The sequence below is a fragment of the Bradyrhizobium sp. WSM1253 genome, from assembly GCF_000244935.1.
GTDB classification, from domain to species: Bacteria; Pseudomonadota; Alphaproteobacteria; order Rhizobiales; family Xanthobacteraceae; genus Bradyrhizobium; species Bradyrhizobium canariense.
In genome coordinates, this window is the sequence record NZ_JH600073.1 from 2522732 (window position 1) to 2543423 (window position 20692).

The 20692-nt window shown below is 65.1% G+C and carries 17 protein-coding genes and 1 pseudogene; 9 read left to right on the forward strand and 9 right to left on the reverse strand.

Annotated features, from left to right (window positions below; all coding sequences use genetic code 11):
• Positions 1-240: 240 nt before the first annotated feature.
• Genes BRA1253DRAFT_RS13550 through BRA1253DRAFT_RS13565 form a run of 4 tightly spaced genes read left to right on the forward strand, consistent with a single transcriptional unit; the run spans position 241 to position 3575 of the window.
• On the forward strand, positions 241-756 hold the full coding sequence (locus BRA1253DRAFT_RS13550) for a helix-turn-helix domain-containing protein (protein ID WP_007594966.1): 516 nt from the start codon (positions 241-243) through the stop codon (positions 754-756).
• A gap of 1 nt (position 757) precedes the next feature.
• Positions 758-2014 (forward strand): beta-ketoacyl-ACP synthase II, encoded by a 1257-nt coding sequence (gene fabF / locus BRA1253DRAFT_RS13555; protein ID WP_007594967.1) that lies wholly within the window; start codon positions 758-760, stop codon positions 2012-2014.
• A 60-nt stretch (positions 2015-2074) separates the two neighbouring features.
• The gene (locus BRA1253DRAFT_RS13560) at positions 2075-2707 is read left to right on the forward strand and encodes a LysE family translocator (RefSeq protein ID WP_007594968.1); all 633 of its coding nucleotides are present in this window, start codon (positions 2075-2077) and stop codon (positions 2705-2707) included.
• A 7-nt stretch (positions 2708-2714) separates the two neighbouring features.
• A complete protein-coding gene (locus tag BRA1253DRAFT_RS13565; RefSeq protein WP_007594970.1) occupies positions 2715-3575 on the forward strand; it encodes an alpha/beta fold hydrolase in 861 nt (286 codons plus the stop codon).
• Here the strand turns inward: BRA1253DRAFT_RS13565 and BRA1253DRAFT_RS13570 are convergent.
• From BRA1253DRAFT_RS13570 to BRA1253DRAFT_RS13580, 3 genes are all read right to left on the reverse strand, one after another.
• On the reverse strand, positions 3572-4456 hold the full coding sequence (locus tag BRA1253DRAFT_RS13570; RefSeq protein WP_007594972.1) for a 4-(cytidine 5'-diphospho)-2-C-methyl-D-erythritol kinase: 885 nt from the start codon (positions 4454-4456) through the stop codon (positions 3572-3574). The two genes, BRA1253DRAFT_RS13565 and BRA1253DRAFT_RS13570, sit on opposite strands and share 4 nt — an antisense overlap.
• Positions 4457-4542: 86 nt before the next feature.
• Complete coding sequence (locus tag BRA1253DRAFT_RS13575) at positions 4543-6345, reverse strand: tetratricopeptide repeat protein (RefSeq protein WP_007594974.1); 1803 nt, start codon at positions 6343-6345, stop codon at positions 4543-4545.
• Positions 6346-6681: 336 nt separating this feature from the next.
• Positions 6682-8343 carry an electron transfer flavoprotein-ubiquinone oxidoreductase gene (locus BRA1253DRAFT_RS13580; RefSeq protein ID WP_007594975.1) on the reverse strand — a complete coding sequence of 554 codons (1662 nt, stop codon included), beginning with the start codon at positions 8341-8343 and terminating at the stop codon, positions 6682-6684.
• A 135-nt stretch (positions 8344-8478) separates the two neighbouring features.
• Here BRA1253DRAFT_RS13580 and BRA1253DRAFT_RS13585 point away from each other — a divergent pair, with 135 nt between their 5' ends.
• A complete protein-coding gene (locus tag BRA1253DRAFT_RS13585; RefSeq protein WP_007594976.1) occupies positions 8479-9288 on the forward strand; it encodes a uracil-DNA glycosylase family protein in 810 nt (269 codons plus the stop codon).
• A gap of 120 nt (positions 9289-9408) precedes the next feature.
• On the opposite strand, the gene BRA1253DRAFT_RS13590 is transcribed toward BRA1253DRAFT_RS13585, so the two are convergent.
• From BRA1253DRAFT_RS13590 to BRA1253DRAFT_RS13605, 4 genes are all read right to left on the reverse strand, one after another.
• Entirely contained in the window at positions 9409-10917 is a 1509-nt protein-coding gene (locus BRA1253DRAFT_RS13590) for a glycosyltransferase family 39 protein (protein ID WP_007594977.1), read from the reverse strand.
• 98 nt (positions 10918-11015) lie between these two features.
• Complete coding sequence (locus BRA1253DRAFT_RS13595) at positions 11016-11852, reverse strand: ribonuclease HII (RefSeq protein ID WP_007594978.1); 837 nt, start codon at positions 11850-11852, stop codon at positions 11016-11018.
• Between the two features lie 83 nt (positions 11853-11935).
• A complete protein-coding gene (locus BRA1253DRAFT_RS13600) occupies positions 11936-12391 on the reverse strand; it encodes a VOC family protein (protein ID WP_007594979.1) in 456 nt (151 codons plus the stop codon).
• Between the two features lie 24 nt (positions 12392-12415).
• Positions 12416-13579, reverse strand: a complete 1164-nt coding sequence (locus tag BRA1253DRAFT_RS13605) for a PA0069 family radical SAM protein (RefSeq protein WP_007594981.1) — start codon at positions 13577-13579, stop codon at positions 12416-12418.
• 211 nt (positions 13580-13790) lie between these two features.
• Between BRA1253DRAFT_RS13605 and BRA1253DRAFT_RS13610 the strand changes: the two genes are divergently transcribed.
• Positions 13791-16205: a phosphoketolase gene (locus BRA1253DRAFT_RS13610; protein ID WP_007594982.1), complete on the forward strand. Its 2415-nt coding sequence runs from the start codon at positions 13791-13793 to the stop codon at positions 16203-16205.
• 8 nt (positions 16206-16213) lie between these two features.
• Entirely contained in the window at positions 16214-17401 is a 1188-nt protein-coding gene (locus BRA1253DRAFT_RS13615; RefSeq protein ID WP_007594983.1) for an acetate/propionate family kinase, read from the forward strand.
• Between the two features lie 233 nt (positions 17402-17634).
• On the opposite strand, the gene BRA1253DRAFT_RS13620 is transcribed toward BRA1253DRAFT_RS13615, so the two are convergent.
• A complete protein-coding gene (locus BRA1253DRAFT_RS13620) occupies positions 17635-18474 on the reverse strand; it encodes an RMD1 family protein (RefSeq protein ID WP_007594984.1) in 840 nt (279 codons plus the stop codon).
• A 323-nt stretch (positions 18475-18797) separates the two neighbouring features.
• Here BRA1253DRAFT_RS13620 and BRA1253DRAFT_RS13625 point away from each other — a divergent pair, with 323 nt between their 5' ends.
• The gene (locus BRA1253DRAFT_RS13625) at positions 18798-19373 is read left to right on the forward strand and encodes a hypothetical protein (protein ID WP_007594985.1); all 576 of its coding nucleotides are present in this window, start codon (positions 18798-18800) and stop codon (positions 19371-19373) included.
• Positions 19374-19434: 61 nt separating this feature from the next.
• Positions 19435-20361, forward strand: a complete 927-nt coding sequence (locus BRA1253DRAFT_RS13630; RefSeq protein WP_007594986.1) for a helix-turn-helix domain-containing GNAT family N-acetyltransferase — start codon at positions 19435-19437, stop codon at positions 20359-20361.
• Positions 20362-20496: 135 nt separating this feature from the next.
• On the opposite strand, the pseudogene BRA1253DRAFT_RS43545 reads toward BRA1253DRAFT_RS13630, so the two are convergent.
• Positions 20497-20692 (reverse strand): annotated as a pseudogene (locus BRA1253DRAFT_RS43545) (IS5/IS1182 family transposase); the annotation flags it as partial.

Consider the following 20692-nt stretch of genomic DNA (forward strand, 5'->3'; position numbering starts at 1 on the left):
GGTCAGCGTCGTCTGAGCGCGCTGTGGCCACCATCGTGCCACCACAACAACAGTCGTGGCTATGGGTCCCGGCCTTCGCCGGGACGACATCGTTGAGATAGCCTCACCACTTCATCAACACCGTCATTGCGAGCGCAGCGACAGCTCCAGCTTCGCAGCTGCCTTGGCTCCCTCCACCCGCATCGGCCACTGCTCGCCAAGTAACTTGCATTTTGCAAGCCACTCTCCTACCTTTGCCTCATGCAGCCCAAATCCCCTTCCATCCAGGAATGTCCGGTCGGCCGCGCCGTGGAGACGGTCGGCGAATGGTGGAGCATTTTGATCCTGCGGGATGCGTTCCAGGGCGCAACGAGGTTCGACGAATTTTCGCAAAGCCTCGGGATCGCGCCGAACATCCTGTCGCGGCGGTTGGCCCATCTCACCGAAAGCGGTATGTTCGTCCGCCGCCGCTACAATGAACGGCCGCCGCGCTATGAATATGTGCTGACGGACAAGGCCCGGGACTTCTTCCCCGTGGTCGCGACCCTGCTCGCCTGGGGCAACAAGCATCTCGCACCGAAGGGCGAAGCGATCCTGCTCGCGAACCGGCGCGATCGTCGTCCATTCAATCCGGTGGTGGTCGATGCCGCCGACATGCAGCCGATTACGCTCACCAATGCGGTCATCATCGCCGGTCCCCGCGCCAGCCGTCTCATGCGCAAACGGCTGACCTCGCTCAAAGCCATGAACCCGGCCGTCGCGCCGGCTGGAGACTGACATGCGTCGTATCGTCGTGACGGGAATGGGCGCGGTGTCGCCGCTTGGCTGCGGTGTCGAACTGTCGTGGCGCCGGCTGCTGGCCGGTCAAAGCGGGCTGCGCCCGCTGCCGGAATGGTCGCAGGCGCTGCCGGCACGCATTGCCGGCCTCGTGCCCGACAAGGCCGATGATGTGGACGGCGGCTTCGATCCCGCGCAGGCCGCCGCGCCGAAAGACCAGCGCAAGATGGACCGCTTCATCCTGTTCGCGCTGCTCGCCACTGCAGAAGCTGTGGCGCAGGCCGGCTGGACACCGCAGGACGCGGCAGCACAGGAACGAACCGCGACGATCATCGCCTCCGGCGTCGGCGGTTTTCCGGCGATGGCGGAGGCGGTGCGCATCACCGAACTGCGCGGCCCGCGCCGGCTGTCGCCGTTCACGATCCCCTCTTTCCTCGCCAATCTCGCTGCGGGGCACGTCTCGATCAAATACGGCTACAAGGGAGCGCTGGGCACACCGGTCACGGCGTGCGCCGCCGGCGTTCAGGCGATCGGCGATGCCGCGCGCATGATCCGCGCGGGCGAGGCTGATGTGGCGATCTGCGGCGGCGCGGAAGCCTGCATCGACATCGTCAGCCTCGGCGGCTTCGCTGCGGCCCGCGCACTGTCGAGCGGGTTCAATGACGCACGCGCCTCGCGCCCGTTCGATCGCGACCGCGACGGTTTTGTCATGGGCGAAGGTGCCGGCATCCTGGTGATCGAGGAGCTGGAGCATGCATTGGCGCGTGGCGCGACGCCGATCGCGGAGATTGTCGGATACGGTACGACCGCGGACGCCTATCACATGACATCGGGTCCGCCTGACGGTGACGGCGCGCGGCGCGCCATGGAGATCGCGCTCCGGCAGGCGAAGCTTGCGCCTGCGGATTTGCAGCAACTGAACGCGCATGCGACGTCGACACCGGCCGGCGACGAGAGCGAGCTTGGCGCGATTGCCGCCCTGTTCGGTCGTCACCGCGGCATCGCCGTGAGCGCGACCAAATCGGCCACCGGCCATCTGCTCGGCGCCGCGGGTGGGCTGGAAGCGGTCTTCACCGTGCTCGCCCTGCGCGACCAGATCGCGCCGCCGACGCTCAATCTCGAAAACCCTGATCCCGCCGCTGACGGCATCGACATCGTCGCCGGTGTGGCGCGCCCGATGCCGATGCAGCACGCGATCTCGAACGGGTTCGGATTCGGCGGGGTGAATGCCAGCGTGATCTTCCGCCGGATGGGCTAAACGCAAGCCTTGTAGACGACGGGGCCTTGCAATCGCGGCAAGCATCGCTACCAAAGCAGGATGATCAACACGAATTTCTGGCTGTTCCTGGCCGCCGCTTGTCTCATCGCCGCCGTTCCCGGCCCCGGTATTTTCTACGTCGCGGCACGGACCTTGTCGGAAGGGCGCGCCAGCGGTTTTGCATCGACCGTGGGCACCGCGCTCGGCGGGCTGGTTCATGTGGTCGCAGGCAGCCTCGGCATCTCCGCCATCATTCTTGCCAGCGCCGAGCTGTTCGCCGCCGTGAAGTTTGTCGGCGCACTCTATCTGGTCTGGCTCGGCATCAGGACCTTTCGCAGCGCCGGCCGCACGCTGTCATTCGACAGCGAGCCCGTCGGCGACAAGCGCGCCTTTCGCGACGGCGTGCTGGTCGAGGCGCTGAACCCGAAGACCGCCGCCTTCTTCCTCGCCTTCATTCCGCAGTTCCTTGACCCCGCGGGATCGAACCCGACACTGCAATTCATCATGTTGGGTGCGATCTCGGTGACGCTGAACACGCTCGTCGACATCGTGGTGGTGCTGATGGCCTCCGCGACACGCACGCAGTTGATCGGAAGGCCGCATCTGATGCGACGTCTCACCCAGGGCTCCGGCGTCTTCATTGCAGGGCTCGGCCTGTCGCTCGCACTGGCGCGGCGGCCCGTGAATGGATAGCTCCACCATGCTCGCCCCGCAAAGCCGCACTTACGAGTCTCACGGCCTGCGGCTGCATTATGCCGATTGGGGCAACGACGGCGCGCCGGTCGCCATCCTGGTTCATGGCGGCCGCGATCACTGCCGGAGCTGGGACGTCATCGCCCGGTCGCTGCAGCCGCATTTTCACGTGCTCGCACCCGACCTGCGCGGTCACGGCGATTCCGACTGGACCAAAGGCGGCAGCTATGCGCTGACCGAGTATGTGTACGATCTCGTCCAGCTCGTCCGCGTCGTCGCGGCACCTCAAGTCACTCTCATCGGCCATTCCATGGGCGGCATGGTCAGCCTGATCTTTACAGGGTCATTCCCCGAACAGGTCTCGAAGCTCGTCGTGCTCGACGGTGTCACGATGTTGCCGGATACTCCAAAACCGCCGGTGCATGAGCGCATCGGCAAATGGGTCGGTCAACTCGACAAGCTGCACGACCGCGCACCGCGCCGCTATTCGACCCTCGAGGCCGCCGCCGCGCAGATGGTGCTTCACAACAAGCGGCTGTCCCGCGAGCTCGCGCTGCATCTAGCAACGCATGGCGCACGGCAGAACGAGGACGGTACCTATAGCTGGAAGTTCGATCCTTATCAGCGCGCCTCTGCGCCGCACCGGCTCTGGCCGGACGACCACGTCGCGCTATGGTCCCGTATCACCTGTCCGACGCTGCTCTTGAATGCCGGCGAAAGCTTTCTGGCTGGCGCGAGAGCCGCAGGCCTGGAGCGCTACTTTCCGCAGGCGCGCGTCGAGACCATCGCCGGGGCCGGACACTGGCTGCAACATGACAAGCCGCAGGAGGTGTTAGGTGAGATCCGGGAGTTTCTCGGGCTGGCCTAGCTCAGCGTCCCCGCGTGCACCCACCAGCCGGAATGATCCCTGCGGATCGTCTCGGCGGCGGCGTGCGCTTCGGAAGATTCGCCATAGATCGCAAAGCACGTCGCACCCGAGCCGGACATGCGGGCAAGCTTGACGCCGGCGGAGCCACGCAAGGCTTCCAGCACGTCGCCGATGACAGGCTCGATGCGCATCGCGGGGGCTTCGAGATCGTTGGCGACGGTCTCGAGCGTGTCGACCCAATCGGCAATGGAGGCGCCCTCGCCCGGCCAGGCCGGAGCGTCGAGGACGGAGGTGGCGCCGACCAGGAGTTCGCCGTTGCGCAGGCCCAGCGCCTGGAACACGTCCTTGGTCGCGACCGGCACGCGCGGATTGACCATCACGCACGGCATGCCCGGCAACGCGAGCGGCAGCAGCTGTTCGCCGACACCGGTCATGTCGCAGGCGCGCGAGAACAGACACACCGGCACGTCGGCACCGGTCGCAAGCGCAACCTTCTGCAGCCGCGGGTCGTCGAGCGAAAGATTGTTGAGACGCGCCAGCAACCGCAGCGCCGCAGCCGCGTCGGCCGAGCCGCCGCCGATTCCGGCCGCGACCGGGAGCACTTTGTCGAGCGCAAAGGCGCCCAGCTTCAGGTTCGGAACGGCTTCGGCCAGGAGCTTGGCCGCCTTGAATACGAGGTTGTCGGCCATATCGCCGCAGGCCGCCGCGAGTGGCCCTGTCGTGGTGAGCTTCAGCTCGCTGCCGGGCTCAAGCGTGAGCCGGTCGGCGCAGTCGGCAAACGCGACCACGCTTTCGAGATCATGATAGCCGTCGGCACGACGGCCGACCACGCGAAGGCTCAGATTGACCTTCGCGCGCCCTTCTTCAATCAACGCCGGCATTGACGACACGCCCCCAGAACTTAGTTCTTCCTACGCATGATCTTGCCGGAAAACCGCTACACACTTTTCCGGATCATGCGCTCAACTCAGCCGCCCTTGCCGTCGTCCTTTTTCTTCTCCTTCTCCGCCTGCGCAGCCGAGGAGTTCGAATTGTCGTCGGTCATTCCGTTGGCAATCTTGGCCTCGATCTTCGGAAGCTCATCCGCTTCGGGCTTGAGATCGCGGGCGTGCGCCCACTGGAACTTGGCTTCCAACGTGCGGCCGACGCGCCAATAGGCGTCGCCAAGGTGATCGTTGATCGTGGGATCCTCGGGCTTGAGGTCAATGGCGCGCTCGAGGTTCTTCACCGCGTCCTCGTAATTGCCGATGCGGTAATAGGCCCAGCCAAGGGAGTCGACGATGTAGCCGTCATCCGGGCGCTGCTCGACCGCCCGCTTGATCATCTTCATGCCTTCGTCGAGATTGATGCCCTGGTCGATCCAGGAATAGCCGAGATAGTTGAGGACGTGGGGCTGGTCGGGCTGCAGCTCCAGCGCCTTCTTCATGTCGGCTTCGGCCTTGCCCCACTGCTTGGAGCGCTCCTCGCAGATGCCGCGATAATAATACCAGACGCTGTTGGCCTTGTCGTTGCCGGCCGGCAGCACGTCGACGCCTTGCGAATAGGTCGCGCCGCATTCGCCGAACTTCTTGCGGCCGCGCTCGATGTTGCCGAGCGCCATGATGGCTTCGAGATCCTTGGAATCCTCAGTGGTGACGCCCTTGAGGATCTTGATCGCCTCGTCGGTGCGGTCGGCGGAATCCAGATCGATGGCGAGCTGAATCTGGGCGTTGCGTTTGAGCGGCGAGGACGCCGGCACCCGCTCATAGACCTTGATCGCCATCTGCGGCCGCTTCACCGATTCATAGAGATCGGCGAGCGAGAGCAGCGCCAGGGGATGGGTGGGCTGGAGGTAGAGCGAGAGCTGGAGGTAGACCAGCGCCAGATCCTCGCCGCCGCGGCGGGTCAGTGTGGCGCCGATGCCGTAGAGTGCTTCTGCGGCGCCGGCTTGCGCGCTATCGACCAGCGGCGGCATCTTCTTGCCGGCCTTGGTGTCGCGCAACCCTTCTACGATCAGCGGATGGCGGGCGAGCTTCTTGTCGAAAGCCTGGTAGACGGTGGTCGCGGCGGCCGAGTCCTTGTTGCGCGACAGCCAGCGCGCATAGGCCTCGGTGACACGCAACATGGAATCGTCGAGCTTGTAGGCACGCTCGAACCGGGCGCCCGCGTCTTTCTCCTTGCCGGCGAGCTCGAGGATCATGCCGGCATGGAGATCCTTGAACAGCGGATACCATTCCGGACCGGCCAGCTTGTCGATGGTGGCGACGCCGCCCTTGGCATCACCCGCACCATAGGCGGCCCAGCCCGACAGCAGCGTGGCGACGAGATCGGTGATCGGACCGCGGATCGACTGGTTGATGTTGGTCTGCGCGGTCGCGTACTTCTTGAACTTGAGATCGTGCACGCCGACGACGAGGCGCGCAACGCGGTTGGTCTTGTCGATGGTCAGGATGCGCTCGGCGAGTTTGACGGCTTCGTCGATGTCACCGTCGGCGACCGAAGAGATGAAGGCGCGGTCGAGCAGCTCGTTGTTCTTGGGATCGGTGCGCAGGGCCGAGCGATAGAACGCGGCGGCGGAGGCCGCATCGCGCTCGACGCTGGCGTGGCGGGCGGCGAGGTAGCTGCCAGAAGTGGTCAGCGCCTTCAGATCGTTTCGGGTCGGAAACTGCGCCGCCGTGTCGGACGGATGATCCGGCGTCTGCGCCAGGACCCTGCCGGGGACCGTCGCGATCGCTGTGCCCATGAGGGCGATGGCGGCAACAGTCCAGCGGTTGAAACGATTTGAAAACATCAGGGCTCGCCTTGAGTTGGTAGTGCCTGGGTCTGAAGAAGGCCGTATCGCATGCGAACGCGGCCGGTGGCATGGGGACCCGGAACCGTCGGGCCGACAATGCCGCTTTTGGCGCTTCACCGCAAGGATTCGGGCCGGGCGATCCCCTCCGCACGCCCCAAATCGGCCAAGTGACCGGTCAAGAGCGCCCCAAGACGCCGCCAGTATGGCCTTATCGTGACCACGGACCGCGACCGCGGCCGGGTTCTCACGCGAACGTGCGTCGCAGGGCCAAGGTCACGCAATATTGGTCGCCCTTGGGCCTTGGTCACCTGGATCGTGGCTTGCGGACCCCGCCTACATCGCCTCGTAGTTCGGACCGCCGCCGCCCTCGGGGGGAACCCAGGTGATGTTGCCGTTGGGGTCCTTCACGTCGCAGGTTTTGCAGTGAACGCAGTTTTGGGCATTGATCTGGAAGCGCGGGCCGGAACCTTCCTCGATCCACTCATAGACGCCGGCCGGGCAATAGCGATTCGAGGGACCTGCAAACACGTCGTGCTCGGACGTCTTCTGGAGGTTCATGTCCGTGACCTTGAGATGGACCGGCTGGTCCTCCTCATGATTGGTATTGGACAGGAATACCGAGGAGAGCTTGTCGAAGGAAATCTTGCCGTCAGGCTTCGGGTAGGTTCTCGGCGCGTGGGTCTTGGCCGGATCGAGCGTCGCGCGATCGGGCTTCGCGTGCGACTGGGTGCCAAACAGGGACCCGCCGAACAGCGTGTTGCACCACATGTCGAAGCCGCCGAGCGCAACGCCGAGCACTGTGCCGAACTTCGACCACAGCGGCTTGACGTTGCGGACCAGGAACAAATCCTTGCCGACCGAGGAGGAGCGCCAGGTGTTCTCGTAATCGACGATCTCGTCATTGGCGCGATCGGCGGCAATGGCGGACGCAACGTGCTCGGCGGCGAGCATGCCCGTGCCCATCGCGTTGTGCACGCCCTTGATCCGGGGAACGTTGACGAAGCCGGCCGCGCAGCCGATCAGGGCGCCGCCGGGGAAGCTGAGTTTCGGGACCGACTGATAGCCGCCCTCGGTGATGGCGCGCGCGCCATAGGCGAGCCGCTTGGCACCTTCGAAGGTGGAGCGGATCGACGGATGGGTCTTGAAACGCTGAAACTCGTCGAACGGTGACAGATACGGGTCGTCGTAGTTGAGATGCACGACGAAGCCGACGGCAACGAGGTTGTCGTCGTAGTGATAGAGGAACGAGCCACCGCCGGTCTTCAGATCGAGCGGCCAGCCGAACGAATGCTGGATCATGCCCTTCTGGTGCTTGGCGGGATCGATCTGCCAGACTTCCTTGAGCCCGATGCCAAATTTCGCCGGCTCGCTCGTGGTATCCAGCGCGAACTTCGCGATGAGCTGTTTGGTCAGGCTGCCGCGCGCGCCTTCCGCGAACAGCGTGTACTTGCCGAGCAATTCCATGCCACGGGTAAAGGAGTCCTTCGGCTTGCCGTCCCGACCGATGCCCATGTCGCCGGTGGCAATGCCCTTCACCGCGCCCTGCTCGTCATAGAGCACCTCGGCCGCGGCAAAGCCCGGATAGATCTCGACGCCGAGGGCCTCTGCCTTGCGCGCCAGCCAGCGGCAGACATTGCCAAGCGAGCCGATATAGCAGTGATGATTGTCCATCAGCGGCGGCATGATGAAGTTAGGCAGCCTGATCGCGCTGCCGCCCGTCATCCAGTAGAAGCGATCGTCCTTCACCTGGGTCTTCAGAGGACAATCGGAATCCTCGCGCCAGTCCGGGATCAGCTTGTCGAGCCCGGCCGGGTCGATCACGGCGCCGGAGAGAATATGCGCACCGACCTCGGAGCCCTTCTCCACAACGACGACATTGAGTTCGGCATTGATCTGCTTCAGCCGGATCGCTGCAGCCAGGCCCGAGGGGCCGGCGCCGACGATGACGACGTCGAATTCCATGGATTCGCGCGGGGGAAGTTCTTCGGTGCTCATCTGATCTCAGCCCTTGAGACGGTCCTTGGTCGATTGCGCCCTCTTGTTTCCGATTTTTCCGGGTAGGACAACCTCGGAAATGCGTTTCGCCGGGGTGCAAGGCGCCCCAAACTGGACTAATAGTCAGACTTTCCAATGATCCCAGAACCCGCACCCACGGTCCGAGAGCTTCTCGCCTTCTATCTGGAGGCCGGAGTCGATTGCACGCTCGCAGAGGAACCGATCGACCGCCTGGCGGAATTGGATGCTCCACCTGCGGCCCCGCGCGCCCCACCTCCGCTCGAGGCGCCACGGCCGGCCGCCGCGCCGGCGGTGTTGCGCGGCGAGGCTGCGCCCGCACCCGACATCGCGATCGCCTCGGCGCGCGAGGCCGCACGCACCGCGCCGACCTTGGAGGCGCTGCGCGAGCTGATGCAGGGCTTCGACGGCTGCGCGCTGAAGCACACAGCGACACGGTTGGTTTTCGCCGACGGTAATCCGCAGGCGCGCATCATGTTCGTCGGCGAGGCACCGGGCCGCGACGAGGACATCGAGGGGCTTCCCTTCGTCGGGCGCAGCGGCAAGCTGCTCGATTTGATGATAGGAGCCATAGGCCTCAACCGCACCACCGCGTACATTGCCAACGTGATCCCCTGGCGGCCGCCCGGCAACCGCACGCCGACGCCGCAGGAGACGCAAATCTGCCTGCCGTTCATCCAGCGCCAGATCGAGCTGGTGAATCCGGATGTGCTGGTGACGCTCGGCAATCCCTCGACGCAGACGCTGCTGTCGACCCGCGAAGGCATCATGCGCACCCGCGGCCGCTGGTTCGACTACGAGACGGGCGCGCGCACCATCCGCGCGCTGCCGACCTTCCACCCCGCCTATCTGTTGCGCTCGCCGTCGTACAAGCGGCTGGCCTGGCAGGATCTGCGCGCGATCGCGAAGGCGCTGGCGGGGGCGTGAGGAGCCGTACGACCCTTCCCCGTCATTGCGAGCGCAGCGAGGCAATCCAGAATCTTTCCGCGGACTCTGGATTGCGTCGTCGCAAGCGCTCCTCGCAATGACGAGGGAAAGGGCGAGCGACTAAGTCCCCTTCGGCCGCACGATGGCCCAGCCGATGCGCAGCAGTTGCTGGCGTCCGGTCACCAGCCATTCGAAGGCGCGCGGGACTTCCGGGACGATGCCGGGAAAGCGCGCGAGGATGTCCGGCGGCGGAGTGCCGCCGGTATCAGAGGCGCGCCAGACCACGACGCCGCCGGTCTCGCTGAACTTGGCCTGATTGATCCAAGGCGTCCGCGCAGGCTCGGCATCGATGAAGAGATGCGGCCGGCCGGAATGCAGCGTGATCAGGCTCGCAAGCTGGGTCTCGCCGGCGACCGCGCGCAGGCGATGATTGGTGCGACGGGCAAAGCTCTCGTCGAAGAAGTCCGAAATCGCGCGCGCCGGCATCGAGGTCGCGATCTCGTTGGCACCGGTCCACGGCAGGAGCAGGACGGCGAGCACGACGCCGAGTGCGGGCGCGACGACGGCGGCCGCCCAGACCATCCGCAGCATCCTCGCGCGGCGCATCGCGATGAGATCGCCGGCCCCCACGACCACGGCAAGCCCCGACAACACCAGCACGACGCCGGCGCCGCCGACGACGGCGTCGAGGCCCAGCAGGCCGGAGATCAGCACCGCGCCGAGTGGCGGCGCCAGCGCGAAGAAATAGACGAAGTTGCGCGCGAGCGGCTCGACCGGTGGGCGGTAGATGATCGGCGCCTCCTCGCTCTTGGGAACGAACAGGCCGGTGTTGAGGACCGTCAGCGCCGGGATCGCCGCCGCACCGAGCAGGAGCCCCCCGAGCAGCCAGGCCGCGTGCAGGGCGCGGGCATTGAGCTGGGCGACCTCAGGCAAGGCCGGCAGGACGAGCACCTCGGCGCGCATCAGCCAGACGGCATAGGGCAATGCCAGCACGGCGACGACCACCAGCGCAAACAGTGGGTCGAATGCGCGCAGCGTGCGGCGGCCGTCCGCGCTTGCGAGCGCGAAGACGACGATCAGCAGCAAGAAGAAGATCGCAGCCGGCGTCGTCAGCAGCAAGAGGCCCGCCTCGATCGACCAGGCGAACCAGGCATTGCCGCGGCGCTGTCCGATGATCTGCCAGGAATGCAGCAGCAGCAGCGCCCAGAGCGGCCGCGCCAGCACCAGGGGGCCGAAGTCGAGTGCGGGCGAGGAGAAGGCCAGCAGCGTCATGGTCAGCAGCACGGCCAGCACTGCCTGCTGGGGGCCGACCACCGCGCGGGACAGATGATAGAGCGCGATGAAGGTCGCGACCCCACAGAGCTCCGCCAGGACGTAGACGCCGAACACGTGGCCGCCGGCGGCGCGATAGGCGATGTCGGCGAGCCAGACCGGCAAGGGCGGACCCAAATCAGTGCCGACCTGGTATTCGCGGCCGAACGCCAGCAGGGTCGCGAGGCTGCCGGGCGGGCTGCGATAAAACACCAGCGCCACGAGCAGCCACATCGCGGCCTGGAGCAGCACGGCGATCCAGACGATCAGCCGCGGCCGCGCGCGAATGAGCTCGATGACCAGGGAGGTAAACCGCATGCAACGTCCGAAAGATGCAGCCAACCCGTGAAGCCGGCCCTATTCGCTCACGACTATTTTGATAGAGGGCGCGGCGCGTCGTGGCAACCGAGTCTCGTCTAGAGATTTGCCGACGCGTCGACTTCCAGGCTCGTGTCCACCTGCAGCTCGATCTCGGTCACCGCAAACAGATCCTGTGCCGGCTCGACCGTCCAGGGCATGTGCTTGGCGCGGGCGGCGGCGACGGGGGCGAAGAAGCTGCGATGGTGGACGGTGGGACCGAGGCGGTTGAGCGCGTCGAGGTGCTCGGGCACAGCGTAGCCCTTGTGCTGCTCGAAACCGTAGCCGGGACAGTCCTGAGCCAACGCGCACATCAGGCGGTCCCGCGTCACCTTGGCGATGATCGAGGCCGCTGCGATCGACAGGACGATGCCGTCGCCGCCGATCACGGCCTCGCAATCGCATTCCGTGTCGAGCCGGTCGCGGCCGTCTACGAAGACGTGCCGGGGCTGCTCGGGCAGCGCCACCACGGCGCGCTTCAGCGCCCACAGCGAGGCGCGCAGGATGTTGTCGCGGTCGATGCGGGCGCGCGAGGCGACGGCCACCGAGACCTGGGCGGTCGCGCAGATCTTGTCGAACAGTCTTTCGCGCTCCTCGGCCGTCAGGCGCTTGGAATCATCGATGCCGCGCGGGATGCGGTCGGGATCGAGAATCACCGCCGCCGCCACCACAGGACCCGCCAGCGGCCCGCGGCCGGCCTCATCGCAGCCCGCCACCGGCCAGACGCCGCGCTTCATCAGCGCGCGCTCGCGGCGGAAGCTTGGGGCGACGATGATGGCGCTCTTTGTGCCGGCCAGCGCCTTGGCGATTTTTTTGGGCGCAGCTTTCTTGTTTTCAGGCGCAGCCTTCTTGGGCGCACCTTTGGCCGGCTTCTTGGCGGGCTGATCCCGAATCATGGCGGGATCGTGCGCAAGCGGCACGGCCTGCGCAACCGGGAACCTCGGACAATTCCCGCTATTCAAGATTCAAGTCAGCCGCCCTATTCCGCCAGATGCACCCGCCGGTCCTCGCCGACGTCGATGCCGGGTGCGACCACGACTTCCCATGGATGGCCATCAGGATCGGCGAAATAGCCGGAATAGCCGCCGTAATCGGTCTCATGCGCGGCCTTCAGCAGCGCGGCTCCCTTGCCGATGGCGAAAGCCAGCACCGCATCCACCTCCTCACGCGCGCGGCAGTTCCAAGCGAGCGTCATGCCGCGGAACGTCGATGGCCTCGGATGATCCGGCAATCTGGCGTCGACCGCGAGCTGGTCCCAGGGAAACAGCGCGAGCACCGGACCGCCGGTGTCATAGAACGCAACGGCCTCACCGGTCACCTTGAGCCGGCGCGAAAACCCGAGCGCGTCGTAAAAGGCAATACTGGCGCGGATGTCATTCACGCCCAGCGTGATGACGGTGAGCCGCGGGATTGGAGCTGGCAGTTCCTGACTCATACGACGCCTCTCCCACTTCGTCCCTCAGAACAGGCTGAGCTGATCGCCGTTCCGCTTCGGCTTGGCAAAATGATCCGTCGTCAGCTTGGAGCGCCGCTTGTTCAGCCCGAGCCTGTCGCAGGCGATCTCGAAGCGGCGGCCGATGGTCCAGGCCATCGGACCGGTGCCCTTCATGCGCTCGCCCCATTTCGCGTCGTAGTCGCGGCCGCCGCGCATGTCGCGGATCAGCGTGAAGACGTGGCGATAGCGGTCCGGATAGTTCGCCATCAGCCATTCCCGAAAGAGATCGCGCACCTCGAGCGGCAACCGCAGCAACACGTAGGAGGCTTCCTTGACGCCGGCATGAGCGGCGGCGTCCAGGATGCGCTCGATCTCGGAATCGTTCAGCGCGGGGATGACGGGGGCGACCATGACGGTGGTCGGAATGCCGGCCTCGGAAAGCTGCTTCAGCGCCTCCAGCCGCTTCGGCGGCGTGGACGCCCGCGGCTCCATGGTGCGCGCCAATTTCGGATCGAGCGAGGTCACGGAGATCCCGACCTTGGCGAGGTTGCGCTTGGCCATGCGCGCGAGAATGTCGATGTCGCGGGTCACCAGCGCCGACTTGGTGACGATCCCGACGGGATGGCCGGCGCGCTCCAGCACCTCCAGAATGCCGCGCATGATTTTGCGCTCGCGTTCGATCGGCTGATAGGGATCGGTGTTGGTGCCGATCGCGATCATCCGCGGCTCGTAGCCCGGCGCTGCAAGCTCCTTCTCGAGCAGCGCCGGCGCCTCGGGCTTCACGAACAGCTTCGACTCGAAGTCGAGCCCCGGCGACAGGCCGAGATAGGCATGGGTCGGCCGCGCGAAGCAATAAACGCAGCCGTGCTCGCAGCCGCGGTAGGGATTGATCGAACGATCGAAGCCGATGTCGGGAGAATCGTTGCGGGTAATCACCTTGCGCGAGGTGTCGATCCCGACCGTGGTCTTGAACGGAGGCAGTTCTTCAAGGCTTTGCCAGCCATCGTCGAATGCGACGCGCGCCTCGGCCTCGAACCGGCCGCTGGCGTTGGACTGCGCGCCCCGGCCTCGCCTGCGCTGGCGGTCGATGGCGACCGCCAGCTCAGGGAAGTCAGAAGGCGCACCCGCCGGCTCGGAGGGCGCCGTGACCGGCGGGTGCTTGAGAGCATGAGAGGATGCTGGACTCATGAAGCCAAGATAGCACGCCAAAGGAACAAATCAAGAACACAAACAAAAAACGTGAAAACAACCCCATGCACAGTAGAGCTGCCCAAACTTCGCGCGCCCGCTTTTGACCTCACGCAACAGTGGCGTCACGGCGATCCCGTTTGATGCTGCCGAAGGATCGATCTCGCCGGAACTCGGTTGGTGACGATCCCGGGTGAAGGTCGGCAGGAACATGACAAATCAACAACAATTGGCCGCAGCGAGCAGCGACCTCGATCTGCTCGACCGCTACTGGCGCGCCGCGAACTATATCTCCGTCGGGCAGATCTACCTGCTCGACAATCCGCTGCTGCGCGAGCCGTTACGGCCCGAGCACATCAAGCCGCGTTTGCTCGGCCATTGGGGCACGACGCCCGGGTTGAACTTCATTTACGCCCATCTCAACCGCGTCATCCGCGCGCTGGACCTGAGCGTGATCTATGTCTGCGGTCCCGGCCACGGCGGCCCCGGCATGGTCGCCAACACCTATCTCGAAGGCAGCTACAGCGAGATCTATCCCGATATCGCGCGCGATGCCGACGGATTGCGCAAGCTGTTCAGACAGTTCTCCTTCCCCGGCGGCATCCCGAGTCACGCGGCGCCGGAAACGCCCGGTTCGATCCACGAAGGCGGCGAGCTCGGCTACGCGCTGGTGCATGCCTATGGCGCGGCCTTCGACAATCCCGACCTGATCGTCGCCTGTGTCGTCGGCGACGGCGAGGCCGAGACCGGCCCGCTCGCCGCGTCCTGGCACTCCAACAAGTTCCTCAATCCTGCCCATGACGGTGCGGTGCTGCCGATCCTGCATCTCAACGGTTACAAGATTGCCAATCCGACCGTGCTCGGGCGGATGCGCGACGACGAGATCCGCAATCTGTTCCGCGGGCTCGGCCACGAGCCGCTGTTCGTCGAGGGCGACGATCCCAAGCCGATGCATCAGGCCATGGCGGACGCGCTGGATGTCGCGTTCGCCAGCATCCGGTCGATCCAGCAGCACGCCCGCGACGGCCGCAAGAGCATCGAACGCCCGCGCTGGCCGATGATCGTGCTGCGCAGCCCGAAGGGCTGGACCGGCCCCAAGGAAGTCGACGGCAAGAAGGTCGAAGGTTTTTGGCGGGCGCATCAGGTGCCGGTCGCGAACTGCCGCGAGAATCCGGCGCATCTGAAGATTCTCGAAGACTGGATGCGCAGCTACGAGCCGGAAAAGCTGTTCGACGCCAACGGCGCGCTGATTGCCGAGCTCCAGGCGCTCGCGCCCGAAGGCAATCGCCGCATGGGTGCCAATCCGCACGCCAATGGCGGCCTTCTGAAGAAGGAGCTGAAGCTGCCGGACTTCCGCAGCTTCGCCGTCGAGGTAACTCAGCCGGGCGGCGTCGTGGCGGAGGCGACCCGCGAGCTCGGGAAATTCCTGCGCGACGTCATCCGCCTCAACGCCGAGGCCCGCAACTTCCGCATCATGGGTCCGGACGAGACCGCGTCAAACCGGCTCGATGCGGTGTTCGAGGCCACGGAACGCGTCTGGATGGAGCCGACAAAACCTTACGACGTGCATCTCGCCCAGGACGGACGCGTGATGGAAGTCCTGAGCGAGCATCTCTGCCAGGGCTGGTTAGAGGGCTATCTGCTCACGGGCCGGCACGGCTTCTTCTCCTGCTACGAGGCGTTCATCCACATCGTGGATTCCATGTTCAACCAGCACGCCAAATGGCTGAAGGTGACCCGGCATCTGCCGTGGCGGCGACCGATCGCCTCGCTCAACTATCTGCTCACCTCGCATGTCTGGCGTCAGGACCACAACGGCTTCAGCCATCAGGATCCCGGTTTCGTCGATCTCGTCGCCAACAAGAAGGCCGACATCGTCCGCATCTACTTCCCGCCGGACGCCAACACGCTGCTGTGGATCGCCGATCATTGCCTGCGCACCTATGACCGCGTCAACGTCATCGTCGCCGGCAAGCAGCCGGCGCCGCAATGGCTGTCGATGCAGGAGGCGGCCACGCATTGCGACGCCGGCATCGGTATCTGGAGCTGGGCCGGCACGGAAGACGCGAATGGCGAGCCCGATGTCGTGATGGCCTGCGCCGGCGACGTGCCGACACTGGAAACACTCGCCGCCGTCGACCTGCTGCGCAAGGCGCTGCCCGAGTTGAAGATCCGCGTCGTCAACGTCGTCGACCTCATGACGCTGCAACCCAGGGAGCAGCACCCGCACGGTTTGTCCGATCGCGACTTCGACGGCCTGTTCACGCGCGACAAGCCGGTGATCTTCGCCTATCACGGCTATCCCTATCTGATCCACCGGCTGACCTATAACCGCACCAACCACGCCGGCATGCACGTCCGCGGCTTTGCCGAGGAAGGCACCACGACGACGCCGTTCGACATGGTCGTGCTCAACGAGCTCGACCGCTATCACCTCGCGATCGAGGCGATCGAGCGCGTGCCGGGACTGGCCACCAAGGCGGCGCAGGTGAAGCAGCAATTCCGCGACAAGCTGATCGAGCATTCGCGCTATGTGCGCGAATACGGCGAGGACATGCCGGAAATCCAGGAATGGGTCTGGCAGAACAGCGCCGGCGGCAACACGCCGGCGCAGGCAGGCGACTGACAGCAGCCATGTCGAACACGGTACTCGTTTTCAACTCGGGATCGTCGAGCGTCAAATTCGGCCTGTTCGAGATCTCGGCGGCCGAGCCCACCCTGCTCTGCAAGGGCCTGCTCGACGAGCACGAGACGAAGCCGCGGCTCGTCGTGAAGGGCCCCGTGGGCGAGGACCTGTTCGAGAAACGGAGGGAAGCATCGGATGCGGACAGCGATCATCTGTTCGCCGACGTGCTCGGCTTCATCGAGGATCGTTTCGGCGACTATCGCTTGCGCGCCGTCGGCCATCGTGTCGTCCATGGCGGTCCGGACTATTCCGCTCCGGTCGAGCTGACGGATGATGTCACCGCAAAGCTGGAAGCGCTGACGCCGCTGGCGCCGCTGCACCAGCAGCGCTGCCTGGCGTCGGTCCGCACCATCACGGCGATAAGGCCCGACCTGACGCAGATCGCCTGCTTCGACACCGCTTTCCACCACGGCATTGCGCCGCCCGCCAGCCGCTTCGCCATTCCGAGAGGTTATGAAGAGCGCGGCGTCCGGCGCTACGGATTTCATGGCCTCTCGTTCGAATATGTCGCGGGACGGCTCGCCCGAATCGCACCACAGCTCGTGGCGAAGCGCACTGTGATCGCGCATCTCGGCAACGGCGCGAGCCTGTGCGGGGTGCGCGACGGCCGCAGCATCGACACCACGGTGGGACTGACGCCGCTCGACGGACTGGTGATGGGCACGCGCTGCGGTAGGATCGACCCGGGCGTGCTGCTCTATCTGCAACAGCACGAGAAAATGTCGGTCGAAGATGTCCAGCACCTGCTCTATCACGAATCGGGCCTGCTCGGCGTCTCCCGCATCGCTTCGGATATGCGCACGCTGCTTGCGAGCAGCGAAGCTGCGGCACGGGAGGCGGTCGAGCTCTTCACCTTCCGCGCCGCGCAGGAGGTGGCGGCGATGGCGACAACGCTTGCCGGGCTGGACTGCCTGATCTTCACCGGCGGCATCGGCGAACACGCCGGGGAAATCCGCAGCGCGATCGGTGAGCGTCTCGACTGGCTCGGTGTGCGCATCGATGCCGCTGCGAATGAGGCGGCGCGCGAGCGCATCAACGATGGCGATAGCGCAGTCGATGTCTTCGTCATTCCAACGAATGAGGAACTGATGATCGCGCGGCATTGTGCGGCGGTGCTGCGGGCCGTCAGCTCGTGATCAACGGCGTACGTCGGCGTCGCTTCCCTTCGCCCGTTGCGGGAGAAGGTGGCGCGAAGCGCCGGATGAGGGGTTCTTTGGTCGCTCACGTATGCATGTGAGTATGCGGAGACATACCCCTCACCCCTGTAAGTTTGTGTCTCCTTGCGGGGCTGCCCTCTCCCGCAAGGGGGCGCGGGCGCAGTCACGAGCATCTCGCTCGCGGGATAAATTGATCCAGCGGCCCGCGCGTTCTAATGCGTCCCCGACCAAATCTGGAAACACCCGATCGCGACCTCGATCACGATCAGCACCACCACGGCGATTTCGAGGCGGAGCGAGCGCTGGGTATCGATGATGTCGGTAAGTGCGTTGGCGGTCGCGGACACGGCGGCGAGCTTGCGCTCGAGCGTGTCCAGGCGCTCCTTCAGTTCGTACTCGTCTTCAAGGCGGGCATAGAGCCGGTCGAGTTCGGGTTTCTCCCAGAGCACGTCGGGTTTCTCGGCCACCGCAACACGGCCGGCGACGCGCTGCTGGACGAGAAGCGCATTGCCGATCAATTGCAAGATGCCCTTGCGCCGGGGCGGCGTGCGGCCCTGCTCGGCGAGCTTGCGCGCAAATGGCTCGATCACGTCGAAGACGGCGGCGACGCGGCGCTCGTCACGTGCGAGCGAAGTGCTCTTGGCAAGCGCGTCCGCGATCAGCAGCAGCCGGTCGTCGGAGAATTTGGCGAGACAGATCGGGCCGCCCGGCTGGATAGCCTCGGCGCTTTCGTCCTTGCAGAGTTGCGCATGCGCGATCTCCTCCTCGTAGGGGCTGAACTCGCCGATCACGCGGGGCTTCAGGCTGTCGATCAGCACTTTCTCCTCCGAAGGGAGGAGACCGATCAGCACCACGACGCCGTAGCGGAAGATGACCGCAAGGCCGGCATGGACGCGGAAGGCGGCCGGCATCGAGGAGACTGTCGCGCCCATTTCGAGTCCGGAGGGATTGATGCGTTCACCCAGCATCACGGCGCGGATCCGCAAGGTCGGCGCGCCGTCCGGCCTGGGAGATGTTGCCGGCGAGTTAACAGCAAGTTGATCGGCGTTCATTCAAAGCCTCGTCAGCAGCACCATTGCACGGTTTTTCCCGTTCTCCCGCTATCGCATCCTCCTCTTGCAGGATTTACGAACGGCCGGCGCGCCTCGCAATGTTGCGGTTCGTCTCCGGACTAATACGGACAGGACAGGCTTGGGGCGACACATTCGGCAATATCGCCGCCCCGTACGGGACACATTTGGATGCGACAGCTGCAGCGGTTTACCATCGTATACCCGAAGCGCGGCCGGAAAGTTGCTCGGCAGCGCCACATGTTTTATGACGCCCTCATAATGAGCTACGCTTCTCCCGAAGTGTGGACACTGAAGCCTCAATCATGCTGAGCGTCATCATTCCGACCGAAGGCGTCGAGCAGACGGCGGTCGCCACTCTGGCCGCGCTGGTACCCGGTGCCGCCGCAGGCATCATCCGGGAAGTGCTCCTGGTCGACGGCACCCGCAATGGCGTCATCGAGCGCGTTGCCGACGTCGCGGGCTGCCGTTTCATCGGCTTCGAAGGATCCACGCAAGGCGCCGCGCTCGCCGCCGGCGCACTCCAGGCCCGTTCGTCCTGGCTGATGTTCCTCCCTGCGGGCGCTGTGCTGGAAACCGGCTGGATCGAGGAAACCACCCAGTTCATCCAGTCCGTCTCGACCAGCGGCCGGGATCGTGCGGCCGTCTTCCGCTATGCCCGCTCGCCCTACGCCGATGCCGGCTTCCGCGATATTCTCTGGGCCCTGATGCGCAAGCTCGTCGGTCCCTTCGGCGATCAGGGACTTTTGATCGCGCGTGATCACTACGACCGCATCGGCGGCTACGCGCCCCAAGCCCGCCGCTCCGAGGCGCGGCTGCTGCGGCGGCTCGGCCGCTCGTCGCGGATCATGCTGCGCAGTCGGATCGTCATGGTCGGCTAACACTCTCGATACTTGCCAAAGTCAAATAATTGTTTGACAATGGCAAGTATCAAGGTGACCCATGTCATTTAACGGTACCGACGACCACATCGCAGCGGTCCGCGCCTTCAACCGCTTTTACACCCGCAAACTTGGCGTGCTCGACCAGCACCTTGGAAAGAGCCCGTTCTCGCTCAGCGAGGCCCGCGTGCTCTACGAGCTCGCACAACGGGACGACCTTGCCGCCAAGGAGATCGGCAACGAGCTTGGCCTCGACCCCGGCTATCTCAGCCGCATAGTCCAAAGCTTCGACGAAAAGGGCCTGATCACCCGCAGGCCCCTGCCCGCGGATCGCAGGCAATACCAGCTCAGCCTCACCGCCAAAGGGCGCCAGGCCTTTGCCAAGCTGAACCTGGGCTCGCAAAATGAGGTCGCCGCTATGCTGGCTCAGCTTTCGGCCAGCGATGCAACGCGGCTCACGCAGGCTATGGCGACCATCGAGGCTGTGCTGGAGCGTCGAAGCCAGCCCGCGGCTTTCATGCTGCGCAGCCATCGCGCCGGCGACATGGGCTGGGTCATCTCCCGGCAGGCCGCCGCCTATGCGGCCGACTACAACTGGGATATCAGCTACGAGGCCCTGGTCGCCGAGATCTGCGCACAGTTCATCAAAAACTATGACCCCGCGCGCGAGCACTGCTGGATTGCGGAAGTGGATGGCGAGCCGGTCGGCTCGATCTTTCTGGTCAAGGCCACGGACGAGATTGCCAAGCTGCGGCTGTTGCAGGTGGAAAAGAAAGCGCGGGGACTCGGTGTCGGCCGCGCGCTGGTCCAGCAATGTATCCAGGGTGCGCGCGAGAGGGGCTACAGCAAGATGACGCTGTGGACGCAAAGTATCCTGGTCGCCGCGCGTGGCATCTATCAAAGTGCAGGCTTCAAGCTCGTGAAGGAAGAGAAGCACCACAGCTTCGGTGTCGATCTGATCGGCGAGACCTGGGAGCGGGATCTCTGACTATTTCGCAACGAGCGAGATGCGCATGAATGCGCCCTCGCCCCTTGCGGGAGAGGACAGCGCTGCTGGTAGACACTCACTCACTAGGGTGAGGGGTATGTCTCCGAGCACTCCGTGCCGATAGATAGTCGTCCGTTAAGAAGCCGAATTGAGCGGGGCCGGACAGGCGGGCGTGCGCCAGAGCTGGATCAGGAACAGGCACAAGAGTTCTCTGAGCCAGGCGAGGATGCGGCGGAAGTTGTGGCCGACGGCTGAGAGGATGACGTTGGCCGCATCGCCGGCGCGGCCTTTGAGGTAGCAGCGGCCGAGGTGGCCATCGGTCTTCAGGTGT